Annotated in this window: 16 protein-coding genes; 14 read left to right on the forward strand and 2 right to left on the reverse strand. The window is 43.8% G+C overall.

The window, feature by feature from the left end; genetic code table 11:
• Position 1 precedes the first annotated feature (1 nt).
• The 12 genes from OCV61_RS02925 (at position 2) to xerD (ending at position 13,088) form a co-directional block, all read left to right on the forward strand.
• Positions 2-817: a TlyA family RNA methyltransferase gene (locus OCV61_RS02925; RefSeq protein ID WP_158420595.1), complete on the forward strand. Its 816-nt coding sequence runs from the start codon at positions 2-4 to the stop codon at positions 815-817.
• 9 nt (positions 818-826) lie between these two features.
• Positions 827-1,687 carry an NAD(+)/NADH kinase gene (locus tag OCV61_RS02930; protein WP_158420596.1) on the forward strand — a complete coding sequence of 287 codons (861 nt, stop codon included), beginning with the start codon at positions 827-829 and terminating at the stop codon, positions 1,685-1,687.
• 97 nt (positions 1,688-1,784) lie between these two features.
• A complete protein-coding gene (gene argR / locus OCV61_RS02935; RefSeq protein ID WP_158420597.1) occupies positions 1,785-2,237 on the forward strand; it encodes an arginine repressor in 453 nt (150 codons plus the stop codon).
• A gap of 35 nt (positions 2,238-2,272) precedes the next feature.
• Entirely contained in the window at positions 2,273-3,961 is a 1,689-nt protein-coding gene (gene recN, locus OCV61_RS02940) for a DNA repair protein RecN (protein ID WP_158420598.1), read from the forward strand.
• 104 nt (positions 3,962-4,065) lie between these two features.
• The gene (gene spoIVB / locus OCV61_RS02945; RefSeq protein WP_158420689.1) at positions 4,066-5,274 is read left to right on the forward strand and encodes a SpoIVB peptidase; all 1,209 of its coding nucleotides are present in this window, start codon (positions 4,066-4,068) and stop codon (positions 5,272-5,274) included.
• Between the two features lie 155 nt (positions 5,275-5,429).
• On the forward strand, positions 5,430-6,236 hold the full coding sequence (spo0A, locus tag OCV61_RS02950) for a sporulation transcription factor Spo0A (RefSeq protein ID WP_158420599.1): 807 nt from the start codon (positions 5,430-5,432) through the stop codon (positions 6,234-6,236).
• A 91-nt stretch (positions 6,237-6,327) separates the two neighbouring features.
• Positions 6,328-7,770: a glycogen synthase GlgA gene (glgA, locus tag OCV61_RS02955; RefSeq protein WP_158420600.1), complete on the forward strand. Its 1,443-nt coding sequence runs from the start codon at positions 6,328-6,330 to the stop codon at positions 7,768-7,770.
• Between the two features lie 145 nt (positions 7,771-7,915).
• Positions 7,916-8,986, forward strand: coding sequence for a recombinase RecA (gene recA, locus OCV61_RS02960; RefSeq protein ID WP_158420601.1), 1,071 nt, complete (start codon positions 7,916-7,918; stop codon positions 8,984-8,986).
• 3 nt (positions 8,987-8,989) lie between these two features.
• Positions 8,990-9,490 (forward strand): regulatory protein RecX, encoded by a 501-nt coding sequence (locus tag OCV61_RS02965; RefSeq protein WP_158420602.1) that lies wholly within the window; start codon positions 8,990-8,992, stop codon positions 9,488-9,490.
• 160 nt (positions 9,491-9,650) lie between these two features.
• Positions 9,651-11,177, forward strand: coding sequence for a ribonuclease Y (rny, locus tag OCV61_RS02970; RefSeq protein ID WP_416796970.1), 1,527 nt, complete (start codon positions 9,651-9,653; stop codon positions 11,175-11,177).
• Between the two features lie 217 nt (positions 11,178-11,394).
• Entirely contained in the window at positions 11,395-11,997 is a 603-nt protein-coding gene (locus OCV61_RS02975; RefSeq protein ID WP_262582634.1) for a stage II sporulation protein M, read from the forward strand.
• A gap of 206 nt (positions 11,998-12,203) precedes the next feature.
• Positions 12,204-13,088, forward strand: a complete 885-nt coding sequence (gene xerD / locus OCV61_RS02980; RefSeq protein ID WP_158420605.1) for a site-specific tyrosine recombinase XerD — start codon at positions 12,204-12,206, stop codon at positions 13,086-13,088.
• 25 nt (positions 13,089-13,113) lie between these two features.
• Here xerD and OCV61_RS02985 read toward each other — a convergent pair whose 3' ends face one another.
• A complete protein-coding gene (locus tag OCV61_RS02985; protein ID WP_158420606.1) occupies positions 13,114-14,148 on the reverse strand; it encodes a 3-deoxy-7-phosphoheptulonate synthase in 1,035 nt (344 codons plus the stop codon).
• Between the two features lie 94 nt (positions 14,149-14,242).
• On the reverse strand, positions 14,243-15,589 hold the full coding sequence (locus tag OCV61_RS02990; protein ID WP_158420607.1) for an oligosaccharide flippase family protein: 1,347 nt from the start codon (positions 15,587-15,589) through the stop codon (positions 14,243-14,245).
• 127 nt (positions 15,590-15,716) lie between these two features.
• On the opposite strand from OCV61_RS02990, the gene OCV61_RS02995 reads away from it, so the two are divergent.
• Together OCV61_RS02995 and nifS are read left to right on the forward strand one after the other, a co-directional pair.
• A complete protein-coding gene (locus OCV61_RS02995) occupies positions 15,717-16,208 on the forward strand; it encodes an RrF2 family transcriptional regulator (RefSeq protein ID WP_158420608.1) in 492 nt (163 codons plus the stop codon).
• A gap of 82 nt (positions 16,209-16,290) precedes the next feature.
• Entirely contained in the window at positions 16,291-17,478 is a 1,188-nt protein-coding gene (nifS, locus tag OCV61_RS03000; protein WP_158420609.1) for a cysteine desulfurase NifS, read from the forward strand.

Below are 17,478 nucleotides of genomic sequence, written 5' to 3' on the forward strand. Positions count from 1 at the left end.
TATGAAAAAAAGACTGGATATTTTATTGGTAGAGCATGGACTTGCTTCTTCCAGAGAGAAAGCAAAAGCATATATTATGTCCGGAGATGTGTATGTAGACGGACAAAAAGAAGATAAAGCCGGATCCATGTTCGGAGAAGGCGTAAAGATCGAGATGCGTAGAAATACATTACCCTATGTAAGCAGAGGCGGTTTGAAACTGGAAAAGGCCATGAAGAATTTTGACATTCATCTGGACGGAAAGGTATGTATGGATGTTGGAGCATCCACAGGAGGTTTTACAGACTGTATGCTTCAAAACGGGGCTGTCCGTGTATTTTCCATTGATGTAGGATATGGTCAGCTGGATTGGAAGCTTCGCAATGATCCAAGAGTGGTCTGCATGGAAAAAACCAATATTCGTTATGTGGTTCCAGAGGATCTGGGAGAGGCTGCTGATTTTTCTTCGATTGATGTGTCCTTTATTTCATTGACAAAGGTACTGCCGCCGGTACGGCAGCTTCTGAAAGAAGATGGAGAGATCGTATGCCTGATCAAGCCTCAGTTTGAGGCTGGCAGAGAAAAGGTAGGCAAAAAAGGAGTTGTCCGCGATCCGCAGGTTCACAGAGAAGTGATCGAAAAGGTTCGTGATTTTGCCATGGGGATTGGTTTGGAGCCATGCCATCTGTCCTTTTCACCAATCAAGGGACCGGAGGGAAATATAGAATATCTGCTTCATCTGCAAAAGCGTCCGGAAGGAGTCCTGGTCACAGATCAGCTGCAGACCACGGTAGAGTCTATAGTAGAAGAAGCCCATGGTATGCTGGACAGGAAATAGGTGGATCAAATGGATAAGTTTTATGTGATCACAAACAGTGAAAAAGATCAGGATCAGTCTTTTACAGACATGATCGTATCCTATCTGAAAAGTCATGGAAAGGCCTGTCAGGTGCAGATGGCAAAACGGAAGCAGGATGGACCCTATCATTATACTGATCCGGAGAAGATCCCTGAGGATACCCAGTGTGTGATCGTGCTGGGAGGAGACGGTACTTTGCTTCAGGCCGCCAGGGATGTGGTTCATTGCAGGATTCCCCTTCTGGGCATCAATCTAGGTACACTTGGATTTCTGGCAGAGGTAGACAGACAGTCTGTGTATCAGGCTCTTGACAAGCTGATGCGTGGAGACTATGAGGTAGAAGAACGGATGATGCTGTCCGGTACTGTATACAGAGGCAATCAGGTGATCGGCAGTGATCTGGCACTGAATGATATTGTGATCGGCAGGGAAGGGCCTTTAAGGGTTGTACGTTTCAAGAATTTCGTAAATAATGAATATCTGAATTCCTACAATGCGGATGGTATCATATTGTCCACACCTACCGGGTCTACAGGATACAGCCTGTCTGTAGGCGGCCCTATTGTATCTCCAAGCGGCACCATGATCATCATGACACCCATTGCTCCTCACACACTTAATTCAAGAAGCATTGTATTTCCAGCAGAAGATGTGATTACTGTGGAAGTTGGGAAGGGAAGGCATGAGGATCAGGAAAAGGCAGTTGCCGCTTTTGATGGTGATGCGGTGATCCATTTAGTTACTGGTGACCGGATCGTGATTCGCAGGGCAGAGGAAAAGACAAAGATCCTGAAACTAAACCATTTGAGTTTTGTGGAAGTGATCCGTCAGAAGATGCGAGACAGTTAAGAATTAAAGATGATTTTTGTTTCGTAACTGTAAGGGTATTGAACAGTTACGAAAATAGTTGGAAAGGATACAGCATCTGGATCAGGGAGGATGAAAATTGAAATTAGCAAGACATGAAAAAATTATCGAATTGATCCGGCAATATGATATAGATACTCAGGAAGAACTGGCTGCCAGGCTTAATCAGGCAGGCTTTAAAGTGACGCAGGCTACAGTATCCAGAGATATACGGGCATTGAAGCTTACAAAGGTAACGGTAAAGGATGGTAAATCCCGTTATGCGATCCTGGATCACGGTTCTTCAGAGCTTGGAGATAAGTATTCCAGAGTGCTGAAAGATGCAGTGAACTCCATGGATACTGGACAAAATCTGGTAGTGGTAAAGACAGTTACAGGTATGGCCATGGCTGTGGCTACAGCGCTGGATGCATTGAAATGGCCGGAGATCCTTGGGTGTATAGCCGGAGATGATACTATTATATGTGCCTGCAAGACATCTGAGCAGGCAGTAAGTGTGGTAAAGAAGCTGAATGAGATTGTAGGAAGTTAAGACAGCGTTTTGCATAAAATAAGGAGGTGGCTTTTGTGCTGGTTCATCTGCACGTAAAAAACCTTGCACTGATCGAAGAAATAGAAGTGGAATTTGGCCCTGGGCTGAATATCCTTACTGGTGAGACGGGCGCCGGAAAATCCATTCTTTTAGGCTCCATACAGCTGATCCTGGGAGGCAAGACTTCCAGGGGGATGATTCGTGAGAATGCATCCTACGGCCTGGTGGAGCTTTTATTCCAAGTTGAAAATACAAAAGCAAAACAGGCGTTGGAATCTATGGATATTTATCCACAGGATGGTCAGGTACTTCTGTCAAGGAAGATTATGGAAGGCCGGAGCATCAGCAAGATTAATGGGGAAGTTTGCACAGTATCCCAGATGAAGGCAGCAGCAGCCTGCCTGATCGACATTCATGGCCAGCATGAGCACCAGTCTCTTCTGTATCCGGATAAACAGCTGGAGATCCTGGACATCTATGGAAAAGAAAAAATACAGCCAGTAAAAGAAAAAGTAGAAAAGGCTTATAAAGAATATCGTAAATGCGAGAAAGAGCTTCAGGCCTTTAACATGGATGAGGAACAGAGAAACAGAGAGTCTGCTTTTCTTGAATTTGAAGTCCGGGAAATCGAAAAGGCCGTTCTTAGGGAGGGAGAAGACGAGGAACTGGAAAAGACATACCGCAAATTGTCCAATGGACGAAAGATCGTGGATGCTCTGCAGGCTGTGAGAGGCTTTACCGGATATGAAGGAAGCAGTGCAGGAGATCTGGTAGGAGAAGCACTCAGGGAATTGTCCAGAGTCTCAGAATATGATGAAGAACTGGCTGGACTGGAAAGTTCGCTGGGAGAAGTAGACAGTCTGCTGAACGATTTTAACCGGGAGCTGTCTTCTTATATGGAGGATATGGTCTTTGACCAGGAAACCTTTGAACAGACAGAACGCAGACTGGATCAGATCAATGGGCTGAAAGCAAAATATGGTCAAAGCATAGGAAAGATCCTGGAATATCAGAAGCAGCAAATGGAAAAACTGGAAAAAATACAACAATATGACCAGCTTTATCAGGAAGCAAAAGAAAAACTTTGTCAGTGTGAAAAAGTTCTCCAAAAAAATGGGGATGAATTATCAAAAATCAGGAAAGAATATAGCAGACAGCTGGAAGCAAAAGTGATCCAGGGATTGCAGGATCTTAATTTTGCCAATGTGGATTTTGCCATTTCCTTCAAACAAGCCAGAAGCTGTACAGCTGCAGGATATGATGTTATTGAATATGAAATATCTACCAATCCGGGAGAAAGCAGGAAACCGCTTGGCAAGATCGTATCCGGTGGTGAATTGTCAAGGATCATGCTTGCACTGAAAGCGATCCTGGCAGATAAAGATCAGATTGAGACTCTTATTTTTGACGAGATCGATACTGGTATCAGCGGAAGGACTGCTCAGAAAGTATCCGAAAAAATGGCAGTGATCGGCAGACATCATCAGGTGATCTGCATTACTCATCTTCCTCAGATCGCTGCAATGGCAGATACCCATTTTGAAATCGAAAAACATGTGGAAAATAATGAAATGATCACCCAGATCCATACGCTAGAAGGTGAAGATTCTATCCGGGAGCTTGCAAGGCTTCTGGGCGGTGCAAGGATCACAGATGCAGTGCTGGAAAATGCAAGGGAAATGAAAGAATTGGCACTGGTACATAAAAATACAAGACTGAAATAAAAGATTCATCACATACTAAGAGAGGAATGACCGGAGCAGGTATCCGGCTTTTCTCTCTTTTTTGATAGAAGATGATAAATACAAAGGAAAAGGATGTGACAAAAATGAATCCAAAGAAAAGATACAGACGTTTCCTTTTATGGTGTCTTGGGCTGGATCTGCTGGTGATAGGAATCCTGGGTATAAGATACCTGAACCTGAAAATACCGGATGAGATCCATGTGGAAAAAGGGAAGGATCAGGACGTGTCTGCAATGCTGGCCCGTCCCTTTGTTACATTTGAAGACACAGTGCCTGTTTCCGGGGATGGGGCTTATTTTTTGCCCTGTCGTTTATTTGGCCTGATCCCTTTTAAGGATGTGAAGGTAATACCAGCAGAAAGCACCAGCCTTTTGGTAAGCGGAAGTACAGTAGGTATGTATATGAAAACAGAAGGGGTACTGATCATTGATACAGGGGAAATTCTTTCCAGGGACGGAAAACAGATAACGCCTGCTGAGGATCTTGTAAAGCCGGGAGATTATATTGTTGCTTTTAATCAACAAAAAGTATCCTGCAAAAAGGAACTGATAAAGGATCTGAAAAAAACTGACGGGAAGGAAGTGAGCCTTACCCTGAACAGACAGGGGAAAAAGATAAAGGTATCTTTGATGCCTGTGGAAGATCAGACAGGAGATTACAAGCTTGGAATCTGGGTAAGAGATGACACTCAGGGTATTGGTACTCTGACCTATGTGGACGCAGCAGGAAATTACGGAGCACTGGGACATGGAATCAGTGATGTGGATACTGGAGAGCTATTGTCTATTACAGGCGGTTCTTTATACAAAACCCAGATACTGGGCATTCAGAAGGGAAGTAAAGGCAATCCTGGTGAATTGTCTGGATTAATTCGCTATAATGTGGGAAATGTGCTGGGCTCTATTACAAAAAATACGGCAAATGGGATTTACGGAAAATATCAAAGCTTAGGTGGGGACGGAATTGCTTTAAAAGAAATGAAAATTGGCTACAAACAGGAAATGGAAACAGGTCCGGCATCTGTTTTATGCAGTGTAAACGGACAGGTAAAAGAATATGCAGCAGAAATTACAAAAATAGACATGAATCATCAGGACAGTAATAAGAGTTTTGTGATCCATGTGACAGATCCAAAGCTTCTTGCGGCAACCGGAGGGATCGTGCAGGGGATGAGTGGCAGTCCGGTGATCCAGAACAAAAAGATCGTGGGGGCTGTAACTCATGTGTTTGTACAGGATGCGGCCAGCGGATACGGCATTTTTATTGAAAATATGCTGGCGGAAAAAGGGTAAAAAATGGTTGGATATGGCGGATAAAAGTCGAAAGTTATCGAACGAAAATCCAGTGAAACCGACACTTTCGGCTTGATTTCCCCATTTGGATTCCACTATAATAGCAACTGTTAATCTAGTAAAAAGAGGTAACAGGTTAGGAGGAGAGATGCCTCATGGAAAAGTTAAATGTGGCTATTGCGGATGATAACGAGAAAATGACAGAAGTACTGGGACGTATGATTGAGGAAGACAAAGAGCTTTCACTGGTAGGAAAAGCACACAATGGAGAAGAAATCTGTAACATTATCAGAGAGAAGCAGCCGGATGTGGTGATCCTGGACATTATTATGCCTAAGATGGACGGACTTTCCGTAATGGAAAGATGTGTACATAGCAGTGTGCTGAAAAAGATTCCTGCGTTTATTGTAGTTTCGGCAGTAGGGCAGGAACGGATCACAGAGGATGCTTTTAATCTTGGGGCTGAATATTATATGTTAAAGCCTTTTGACAATCAGATGCTGCTGAATAGGATCAAGCATGCAAGGCATCTGGGTGACAGAAGAAGAAAAGAAATTTCAAGACAGGGAAAAAGTGAAGAGGGTGGCTGCTTTTCACAGGGTGATCTGGAACGGGATGTAACAAATGTGATTCATGAGATCGGTGTACCGGCACACATCAAAGGATATCAGTATCTAAGAGATGCCATCATCCTGTCTGTGAATGATATGGAAATGCTGAATTCCATTACAAAGATCCTGTATCCTACTATAGCAAAAAGACACCAGACCACTCCAAGCAGAGTAGAAAGAGCAATCCGCCACGCTATTGAAGTAGCATGGAGTAGAGGAAAAATGGATACCATAGATGCACTGTTTGGATATACGGTAAGTACAGGAAAAGGAAAGCCTACCAATTCAGAATTTATTGCTCTGATCGCAGACAAAATAAGACTTGAATATAAAAATCGCTCTTTCCATTAGAAAGGATATAGAGTATAATAAAGGCAGTAATACGGTTCTCCGGACATAGAAGGAGAATGCAGTGAATCCATACCAAGGAGGGAATTTACGGATGAAGAATATACTTTTTGCAGCGTCTGAGGCAGTGCCTTTTATTAAAACAGGAGGACTGGCAGATGTAGTCGGATCTCTGCCGAAGTGCTTTGATAAGAGATATTTTGACATTCGGGTAATATTGCCGAAATATGCCTGCATGCGGCAGGAATGGAAAGATAAAATGGAATATGTTACCCATTTTTATATGGATCTGGGATATAAGAACTGTTATGTTGGAATTCTCAGGATGGAATATGACGGGATTCAGTTCTATTTCATTGACAATGAATATTACTTCAGTGGTCCGAAGCCTTATGATACTGTACCATGGGATTTGGAGAAGTTCGCATTCTTTTCCAAGGCAGTACTTTCTGTTCTTCCTGTGATCGGATTCAGACCGGATGTGATCCACTGTCATGACTGGCAGACAGGCCTGGTGCCGGTTTATCTGCATGACAGCTTCCAGCAGAATGAATTTTTCTGGGGAATCAAGACAGTTATGACTATACACAATCTGAAATTCCAGGGTGTGTATGATGTAAAGACCATCAAAGAAATTACCGGGCTGTCTGATTACTATTTTGTTCCGGACAAGCTGGAAGCATATAAAGATGCTAATTTCCTGAAGGGTGGTATTGTATTTGCAGATGCAGTGACTACTGTTAGCCGTACTTATGCTGAGGAGATCAAGACTCCGTTTTACGGGGAGGGTCTGGATGGGCTGCTGCGTGCACGTTCCGAAAGCCTTCGGGGCATTGTAAATGGTATCGACTACAATGATTTCAATCCGGATACAGATATTTTCCTTTCTTCCAAGTACAATGCAACTACATTCCGTAAAGAGAAGATCAAGAATAAGATCCAGCTGCAGAAGGATCTGGGACTGGATCAGGATCCGAAAACTATGATGATCGGTATTGTTTCAAGACTGACAGACCAGAAGGGCTTCGACCTGATCGCATATATTATGGATGAACTTTGCCAGGATGCAGTACAGATCGTTGCGCTTGGTACAGGTGAGGAACGTTATGAGAATATGTTCCGTCATTTTGACTGGAAATATCATGGCAAGGTATCTGCACAGATTTATTATGATGAGGGTATGTCCCACCGCATTTACGGAGCAGCTGATGCATTTTTGATGCCGTCCCTGTTTGAACCATGCGGATTGAGTCAGCTGATGAGCCTTCGTTATGGTACTCTTCCTATCGTCAGGGAGACAGGGGGACTGAAGGACACGGTAGAGCCTTATAATGAGTTTGAAGGCACTGGTACAGGATTTTCGTTCTGTAATTACAATGCACACGAGATGCTTAGTACCATTCGTTATGCAGAGCGTATCTACTATGATAAGAAGCGTGAATGGAATAAGATGATCGACAGAGCTATGGCACAGGATTTCTCCTGGGGTAATTCTGCACGGCAATATGAAGAGATGTACAATTGGCTGATTGGCTGATCCTGTCATATTTTGTCGAAAGATAATCCATTCTTATTTGCAGGAAAGACTTGACAGAAACACAGATTTATTATACTATGGTAGCAGAAAACACGAACATAGGTTCGCATTATGAAAAATACAAGAATAAGGAGACTGCCATAGAATGATAAATGAAGAAAAGCAAAAAGCCCTGGAGGCTGCTCTGGGGCAGATAGAGAAGCAATATGGAAAAGGATCTGTGATGAAGCTTGGCGAGTCAGGTGCCAGTATGCAGGTGGAGGCGGTTCCTACAGGATCCCTTAGTCTGGATATTGCATTGGGAGTAGGCGGCGTACCCAAGGGACGTATCATAGAGATTTATGGACCTGAGTCCAGTGGTAAGACTACCGTAGCATTACATATGGTAGCAGAGGTTCAGAAGCGTGGCGGGATTGCCGGCTTTATTGATGCAGAGCATGCACTGGATCCTGTTTATGCGAAGAATATAGGTGTTGATATTGACAATCTTTATATTTCACAGCCAGATAATGGTGAGCAGGCATTGGAGATCACTGAGACGATGGTACGCTCCGGAGCTGTGGATATTGTGATCGTAGACTCTGTTGCTGCACTGGTACCTAAGGCTGAGATTGATGGAGATATGGGTGACAGTCATGTGGGGCTTCAGGCGAGACTGATGTCCCAGGCTCTGAGGAAGCTTACAGCTATTATTAGTAAGTCCAACTGCGTAGTGATCTTTATCAACCAGCTTCGTGAGAAGGTAGGTGTTATGTTCGGTAATCCGGAGACTACCACCGGTGGCCGTGCGCTGAAGTTTTATTCTTCTGTACGTCTGGATGTACGTCGTGTAGAGACTCTGAAGCAGGGCGGAGAGATGGTTGGCAATCACACCAAGATCAAGGTGGTGAAGAACAAGGTTGCACCGCCATTTAAGCAGGCAGAGTTTGATATCATGTTTGGTACAGGTATTTCCAGAGAGGCAGACATCCTGGATCTGGCAGCAGACTGTTCCATTGTTAATAAGAGTGGTGCTTGGTATGCTTATAATGGCAATAAGATCGGACAGGGCCGGGAGAATGCCAAAGCCTATCTGAAAGAGCATACAGATATTCGTGATGAGATTGAGAAGAAGGTAAGGATCCATTACCATCTGCTCCCTGAGGAAGAAGAGACAGTATCTGCCCAGGACAATGCGCAGGCAGATGCAGCAGCTTCCCCAGAGGATGAGGCCTGATCCATGGGACTTACAAGAGAAGAACAACAGGCGGCCCGCAGGAAGGCTTTGCTCCTTCTTGAGCATATGGACCGTACAGAGAAAGGCCTGTCTGACCGTTTGCGTCAGGCAGGCTTTTGTGCAGAGGCAGTGGAGGATGCAGTGGCTTATGTAAGCTCTTTTGGATATGTGGATGATGGCAGGTATGCGGAGAATTATATTGCATACAGAATCCAGTCTAAGAGCAGGCGCAAGATCCTTCAGGAACTGCTTCAAAAGGGTGTGGACAAGGAGACTGCTCAGACTGCCTGGGAGCAGGTATCAGAGTATACCCAGCCGGATGAACAGAAGATCCTTAAGGAGGCTGTCCTTAAGAAATGCCAGCCAGGCACAGTCCTGGACGAAAAGGGGATGCGCCGCCTTCAGGGATTCCTGCTGCGAAGAGGCTTTGGCTATAGTGATATTTCCCATGTGCTGGAGGAACTGCAGATCCAGATGGAATCTAATACATCGTTCTGCAAATAACTGTGGGATTCTTCCTACCAAAATATAAATTTCATTTTTCTGTAGAAAAACTTGACATAATTATCAAAAACATATAAACTTATATTGTTGTAATTGTACAATGAAAACCGAATAAGGAGGTGCTCCTGTGACAAGCACAATTATTGTTGCATTTGTCGCTGTGGTAGTCGCGCTACTTATTGCAGTTCCTATTACTACTAAAGTTGCTGTGGCAAATAAAGTAAAAAAAGACGCAGAAACTGTTGGATCGGCAGAAGACAAAGCCAGAGGCATCATAGATGAAGCTTTGAAGACAGCAGAAACGAAAAAACGGGAAACTTTGTTGGAAGTGAAGGAAGAATCTCTCCGTACAAAAAATGAACTGGAGAAAGAAACCAAGGAACGAAGAAATGAACTGCAGAAGTATGAGAAACGTGTCTTATCAAAGGAAGAGGCCGTAGATAAGAAAGCGGATGCAGTTGAGAAGCGTGAGGCAGAGTGCACAGCGAGATATGCTGAATTACAGAAGAAAGAAAAACGGGTGGACGAACTTGAGCAGAAGGGAGTACAGGAACTGGAACGAGTTTCAGGACTGACTTCAGAACAAGCCAAGGAAGAGCTGCTCAGATCTGTGGAAGATGATGTGAAGGTTGATGTTGCAAGGCTTTACAAAGAACTGGAGAACAGGGCAAAAGAAGAAGCCGGCAAGAAAGCCAAGGAGTATGTGGTAAATGCCATTCAGAAATGTGCAGTTGACCATGTAGCAGAAGCAACGATTTCTGTTGTGCAGCTTCCAAGCGATGAGATGAAAGGGCGTATTATCGGCCGTGAAGGACGTAATATCCGTACATTGGAGACCCTTACAGGTGTAGATCTGATCATTGATGATACACCGGAAGCAGTTGTTCTTTCTGCTTTTGATCCGATCCGTCGTGAGATCGCCAGAGTTGCACTTGAGAAACTGATCGTTGATGGCAGGATCCATCCGGCCAGGATCGAGGAAATGGTTGAGAAGGCACAGAAAGAAGTGGAAGCCCAGATCCGTGAGGATGGGGAGACTGCTGCTATGGATGTGGGTGTACATGGTATTCATCCAGAACTTTTGAAGCTTCTGGGAAGGATGAAATTCCGTTCCAGCTATGGACAGAATGCATTGAAGCATTCCATTGAAGTGGCACAGTTATCCGGACTTCTGGCTGGTGAAGTTGGTGCTGATGTGCGTATTGCCAAACGTGCCGGACTTCTGCATGATATTGGTAAGTCCATTGACCATGAAGTAGAAGGCTCACATATTCAGATTGGTGTAGATCTTTGCAAGAAATATAAAGAATCTGCAATTGTTATTAATGCAGTGGCTGCTCATCACGGAGATGTAGAACCAGAGTCATTGATCGCCTGCATTGTACAGGCAGCAGATGCTATTTCTGCAGCCCGTCCTGGTGCTCGTAGAGAGACACTGGAAACATATACCAACCGTCTGAAACAGCTGGAGGATATTACCAACCAGTTTAAAGGGGTGGAGAAATCCTTTGCAATTCAGGCAGGTCGTGAGATCCGTGTTATGGTTGTTCCAGATCATGTTACAGATGCTGATATGGTTCTCCTGGCAAGAGATATTGCCAAGCAGATTGAGGCAGAGCTTGAATATCCAGGCCAGATAAAAGTTAATGTGATCAGAGAAAGCCGTGCTGTGGATTATGCTAAATAATCCAAGCTGTCATTCAGGAAGATAAGATACAGGAATCGTTATTCCCAAGGGAAACCAAAGGAAAACGGTTCCTGTTTTTGTGTGAAAAAATATATAAATGATTACAGTGTTTCGGTAATGAGAACTGCATAAATTCTATATGGGAAGCGTAAGATGGAAAAGAGAAAAAGATGCTGCTGTGACAGACAGTTACATCATAAAAAGACAGGAGAAGGATATGGGGAAAAAGGAAGGCAGAATAAAAGGAAAGGAATTTTTTCCCTGGTCAGCTTTATTTTTTTGTGGCTTTTTTGCAGGTACCATTCTTCCCAATATTATGTGGAAAATGAAATGGCAGCAGAAAACAGTAGCTGCTATGTACCTGCTTAGCTCTTTTTCAGGACAGGAGCTGGCTGGAACCGGACTTCTTGGAGAAATATTGAAAAGCAGGGGAAGCTTTTTTATATTATGTGCAGTGTGCGGATTTACTGTTTTCGGTGTGCCATTATCAGTTGGAACTGTGATTGCAGCAGGCTTTGGGATTGGTGCAGTGCTGACCGTATGTATCCTTCAGTTTGGTCTGGCAGGTGCGGCAGCAGGAATTGCCCTCCTTTTTCCACAGTATCTGATCTATCTGCCTGCCCTGTTTATGCTTCTGGACATGGTTTTTAAACAATCCATAAGCATGTGGAAAAATCAAGGGATTTTTCCGGACAAAGCAGCTGGATATTCCTGGAAGACAGTTTGGACAGGGGGCATTTATTTCTTCGGAATGCTGTTGGAAGCCTATGTAAATCCATGGATAACAGAAAAAATTTTGATGACTTTAAAAATATTTTGAATGTATTTACACCATATGTGGTGTAAGTTACCATAAAAAAGTCGACATTTTGTATAAAAATGCGGAAAGCCCCAACTTATCAGTATTTCAGAGAAAAAAAGGGTTTGATTTTATGTTAATTTCAAAGTATAATACAGTTACATTTTTTGTTATTCAGAATGGGGAGTATGAATGACAAGTATTGAACGTGACAGGAAGAAGAGAAAATGGAAAGAGAGATACATGATTTCATTAGTTATCTGCATGAAACAAAGAAGTCATCCAGCAATACGGAGATTTCCTATGAGCGGGATTTAAGAAAAATGGCCAGGTTTCTGGAAGACCGAGGGATCCGTGAAGCAAAGGCTGTGCGGGAACTTGATCTGGAGGGATATTTGGATTATATGGAGCGTGGAGAATTTGCGTCTTCTACCATATCCAGAAGTGTAGCGTCCATCCGTGCTTTTTTTCAGTATCAGATGAAAGTCAACGGTATGGAAAAGGATCCGTCAGATAATCTGAGGCCACCTAAAGTAGAGAAGAAAATGCCGGAGATATTATCCATTCAGGAAGTTGATCTTCTGCTTCTGCAGCCAGATCTGAATACACCTAAAGGGATCCGGGATAAAGCCATGCTGGAGTTATTGTATGCTACTGGTATGAGAGTCAGCGAACTGATTCATTTGCAGGTAGATGAGGTGAATCTCCAATTAGGATATGTGACCTGCAAGGAACATGAGAAAGAAAGGATCATTCCCATTGGCAATGTGAGTCGGGATGCCTTGATCCTGTATATGGACAAGGCAAGAGATACTTTTGTTAAGGACAGTAAAGAGAAGACTTTGTTCACCAACTGCTCCGGGAAAGCAATGAGCAGACAGGGGTTCTGGAAGGTACTGAAAGGATATGCAGACGCTGCCGGAATCAAGCGGGATATTACACCGCATACCTTGCGCCATTCTTTTGCAGTACATATGCTGCAAAATGGAGCAGATATTAAAAGCGTACAGGAAATGCTTGGACATTCGGATATTTCCACAACCCAGATATACTTAAGTATGAATATGAACCGCATGCGGGATGTATATATGAAAGCCCACCCCAGACACTGATCTGAGGCGGGCTTTTATTGTAACATCAGCACAATTCAGCAATGGTGTATAACAGTTTTTCAGATTCTTCCCATCCAAGGCATGCATCTGTAATGGATTTGCCGTAGATATGAGGTGCACAGCCAATCTTCTGGTTGCCAGGTTCAATGTAGCTTTCAATCATAAGACCTTTTACAAGCTTGTGGATATCAGAATCCACAGCGCGGCTATGAAGCACTTCTCTTGCAATACGAACTTGCTGTTCGTATTGTTTGTTGGAATTGGAGTGGTTGGTATCTACAATAGTCGCCATATTTTTCAGATCTTTTGCTGAATATTTTTCGTAGAGAAGGCGCAGATCCTCATAATGATAATTGGGAATGGCTTCTCCATGTTTATTTACAGCACCGCGAAGAATCGTATGTGCATATTCGTTCCCCGATGTTTCTACTTCCCAGCCGCGGTAGATAAAACGGTGGCTTCCCTGGGCTGCAACAACAGAATTAAGCATAACGCTGAAATCACCGCTAGTAGGATTCTTCATACCGGCAGGGATATCCATGCCGCTTACAGTAAGGCGGTGCTGCTGGTCTTCTACAGAGCGGGCACCTACGGCTACGTAAGAAAGAATATCGGAAAGATAACGCCAGTTTTCAGGATAAAGCATTTCGTCAGCACAGGTAAATCCACTTTCCTGAATGGCATGTATATGCATTTTACGGATGGCGATCAGTCCGGCAAGCATGTTTGGCTTCTTCTCAGGATCTGGCTGATGAACCATTCCTTTGTAGCCTTCGCCTGTTGTACGTGGTTTATTAGTATAAACTCTTGGAATAATTAAAACTTTATCTTCAATTTTCTCCTGAACCTTACGAAGTCTTAACAGGTAATCACATACAGCATCTTCATTGTCAGCAGAGCAGGGACCGATGATGGCAAGAAACTTATCGGATTTTCCAGTTAATATATCACGGATCTCACTGTCACGTTTCTCTTTAAGAGCTTTGATCTTTGCATCAATCGGGTATTGATTGCGGATTTCGTCTGGTGTAGGTAATTTTTTGATGAATTCAAAACCCATTTTCTTTCTCCTTTGCATTTGCTATTAGTTTTTTATTATAGAACAAGTTTTTGAGAATGTCGATAGAAAAATTATCACAGTATATAAGAAAAAGTTATTGTAGTCTTGAAGCAGATGCTTGTTGCAGATGAGTAAAATACCGGATCAGGGCAATAAGATGCAGCAGAGAAAGAAGCAGTTCACCAGACAGCATACCATAAAAATAGCCTCGGATTCCCATAGCGGGAATGGCAAAGATTACAAACAGGATCCGAAGAAGAGCTCCGGACATGTTGTGGAACAGACAGCGGGAAGCTTTTCCAAGGCCATTTAGTATACTGACCATGGCGGTATTCATATACAGAAATGGGCAGATAAAAGCCAGGGAGGTAATATAGTTTCCGGCAGTAATGCTGTTAAAAAGAAAAACACCTGCAAAGTGACCGAAAAAAAGAAAAAACAGGGCACAGATACATCCAAGAAAAAGACAGCCCATGCAGGAACTGCGGACCACATAGGAAATCCTTTTTCTGTTTCCAAGTGCCTGAAGCTGAGCAATAGAAGGCATAAGCATAACTGCTGCGGAGGTGGTAAGGGCGGAAGGAAAAAGAAGAAGCGGCAGGGTCATGCCTGTAAAGACTCCATAGACCCCAAGAGCGTCTGTACGGGACAGACCATATGCCTGTAGCTGTCCGGGGATCAGCACCACTTCAATACTGCCAAGTAAGGTGAGCAATACTTTATTCAGGGTATGAGGAACCGATTCCCAAAAAAGCCGGCAGATGGATGCAAAGGGTTTATGGATGAATCTGATTTTATAGGAAGTTTTTTGAAAATGAATCCCAAGGGTAAGAAGGGATGAAAGGCAGGCAGCAATCTCTCCGCAAAGGGCACCAATGCCGGCAAGAAGCGGTGTAACCGGCTTTTTTTCTGACAGAAGGATCAGATAGACCAGGTAAGAGCTGCCAATACGCACTGCCTGTTCAAATAACTGTATGCAGGAAGGCGTTAGGGCCTGCTTCATGGAATAATAGTAACTGCTGACACAGGTATGTAGCGCACTGAGAGGAAAACAAAAAGACATAAGACAAATCAAGGGAAGGGTGGCCGGCTCTTTCAGAATCCGGACTGCAATAAAAACTGCATTTTTATATAAAATAAATGAAATACCAACAGACAAAAACATACAGATGCCTGTTCCAAGGAGAAAGGTATCTTTTGCCTGCTGATCCTTTCCAAGAGCTTGCAGTGATGCGCAGCCCCGGGAGATTACTGCCTGCATACCAAAAGCGGTCATTGCAAGCAGCAAAGCAGAAAGAGGGAGAGAAAGCTGATAAATCCCCACACCCTGTGCACCAATGGTGTGTGAAAGGAATATTCTATAAAAGAAGCCAGCCAGCCGACAAAGAAGCCCTGTACAGGTAAGAATCAATGTTCCTTTCAGAAATTGTTCCTTTGACATAACCGTACCGCCTGAATATATAATTTTTATCAGTATATTCTAAAAAGCACCTTGACAGAACGAAATGTATCTGGTAAAGTTAGGTGAAATCCAAGGAAAACACTAGGAATTAAAAAGAGGCGATAAAATGAAATTTTCCACACGGGCAAGATATGGCCTCAGGGCGTTGATTGATTTAGGCATGTACAGTGAGGCAGAGAGCGTATCTCTCCAGAGCATTGCCGACAGACAGGGGATTTCCATGGGATATCTGGAACAGCTGATGGCACTTCTTAAGAAAGCCGGTTATGTGAAGAGCAGCCGGGGAGCCTGCGGAGGATATCGTCTGGCAATGCCGGCCGGTGAGATTTCTGTGGGAGACGTTTTAAGAGTGCTGGAAGGCAGTCTGGAGGCTGTGGAGTGTGCCGGCAACGAAGACAGCGGAGGATGCACAGGCGCTGATCTTTGCGTTGCCAAATACGTATGGAAACGTATAAACGACAGTATTACACAGGCTGTGGATACAATGACCCTGGGAGAACTGATCTGCGAAAGTATTAAAGTGCAGGAAAAGAATCAGGGACAGCAAAGAGGCAATGGAGTGATCTGCCCTAACAGCCGTACAAAAAACGAAGAGTGATAGTAACTATTCAGTAGGTAGTATCTTCATTCTGTAAAGCAGTAGCAAGGAGTCTGCTTTACTATGACAGGAGGACATAGAAATGGGAAAAATGATATATCTGGACAATGCAGCAACAACAAAGACGGCACCGGAGGTTGTGGAAGCAATGCTTCCTTATTTTACAGAAATGTATGGAAATCCCTCCAGTGTATATGATTTTGCCGGAAAAAGCAAAGATGCTGTGACAAAGGGCAGAGAGCAGATCGCAAATGTTCTTGGTGCCCAAAAAGAGGAAATTTATTTCACAGCAGGCGGTTCTGAGGCTGACAACTGGGCATTAAAAGCAACTTTTGAGGCTTACAAGTCAAAAGGCAACCATATTATTACTACTAAGATCGAGCATCATGCGATTCTTCATACCTGCGAATACCTGGAAAAAGAAAGAGGGGCAAAGATCACTTATCTTGATGTGGATGAGAATGGAGTTGTAAAGCTTGATGAGCTGGAAAAGGCCATTACACCGGAGACCATCCTGATTTCTGTTATGTTTGCAAATAATGAGATCGGTACACTGCAGCCGATCAAGGAGATCGGAATGATCGCCAAAGAGCATGGCATTCTTTTCCATACAGATGCAGTACAGGCATTTGGTCAGGTTCCCATCAATGTGGATGAGCTTGGCATTGATATGCTTAGTTCCAGCGGCCATAAGCTGAATGGACCAAAGGGCATCGGTTTCCTGTACATCCGTAAAGGCGTTAAGATCCGCAGCTTTGTACATGGCGGAGCTCAGGAGAGAAAGCGCCGTGCAGGTACTGAGAATGTGCCGGGTATTGTTGGGTTTGGTGTGGCAGCAGAGCGTGCAATGCATTCCATGGCTGACCGTACTGCAAAAGAGGTCCTGGTGAGAGATCATCTGATTAGCCGGATCACCAGTGAAATCCCATATGTAAAATTAAACGGACATCCAAAGAAGAGACTTCCAAACAATGTAAACGTAAGCTTCCAGTTTGTGGAAGGAGAGTCTATGCTTCTGATGCTGGACAGCTTTGGTATCTGTGCATCCAGCGGTTCTGCCTGTACATCCGGATCCCTGGATCCTTCCCATGTACTTCTGGCAATCGGACTGCCTCATGAGATCGCACACGGTTCCCTCCGTCTCACCTTAAGCGAAGAGACTACCATGGAAGATGCAGATTTTGTTGTGGATAAGTTAAAGGATATTGTGGCGAACTTAAGAAGCATGTCTCCATTATATGAAGATTTCATAAAAAAACAGAACAAATAA

This window comes from Blautia ammoniilytica (assembly GCF_025566965.1).
Lineage (GTDB): Bacteria > Bacillota > Clostridia > Lachnospirales > Lachnospiraceae > Blautia_A > Blautia_A ammoniilytica.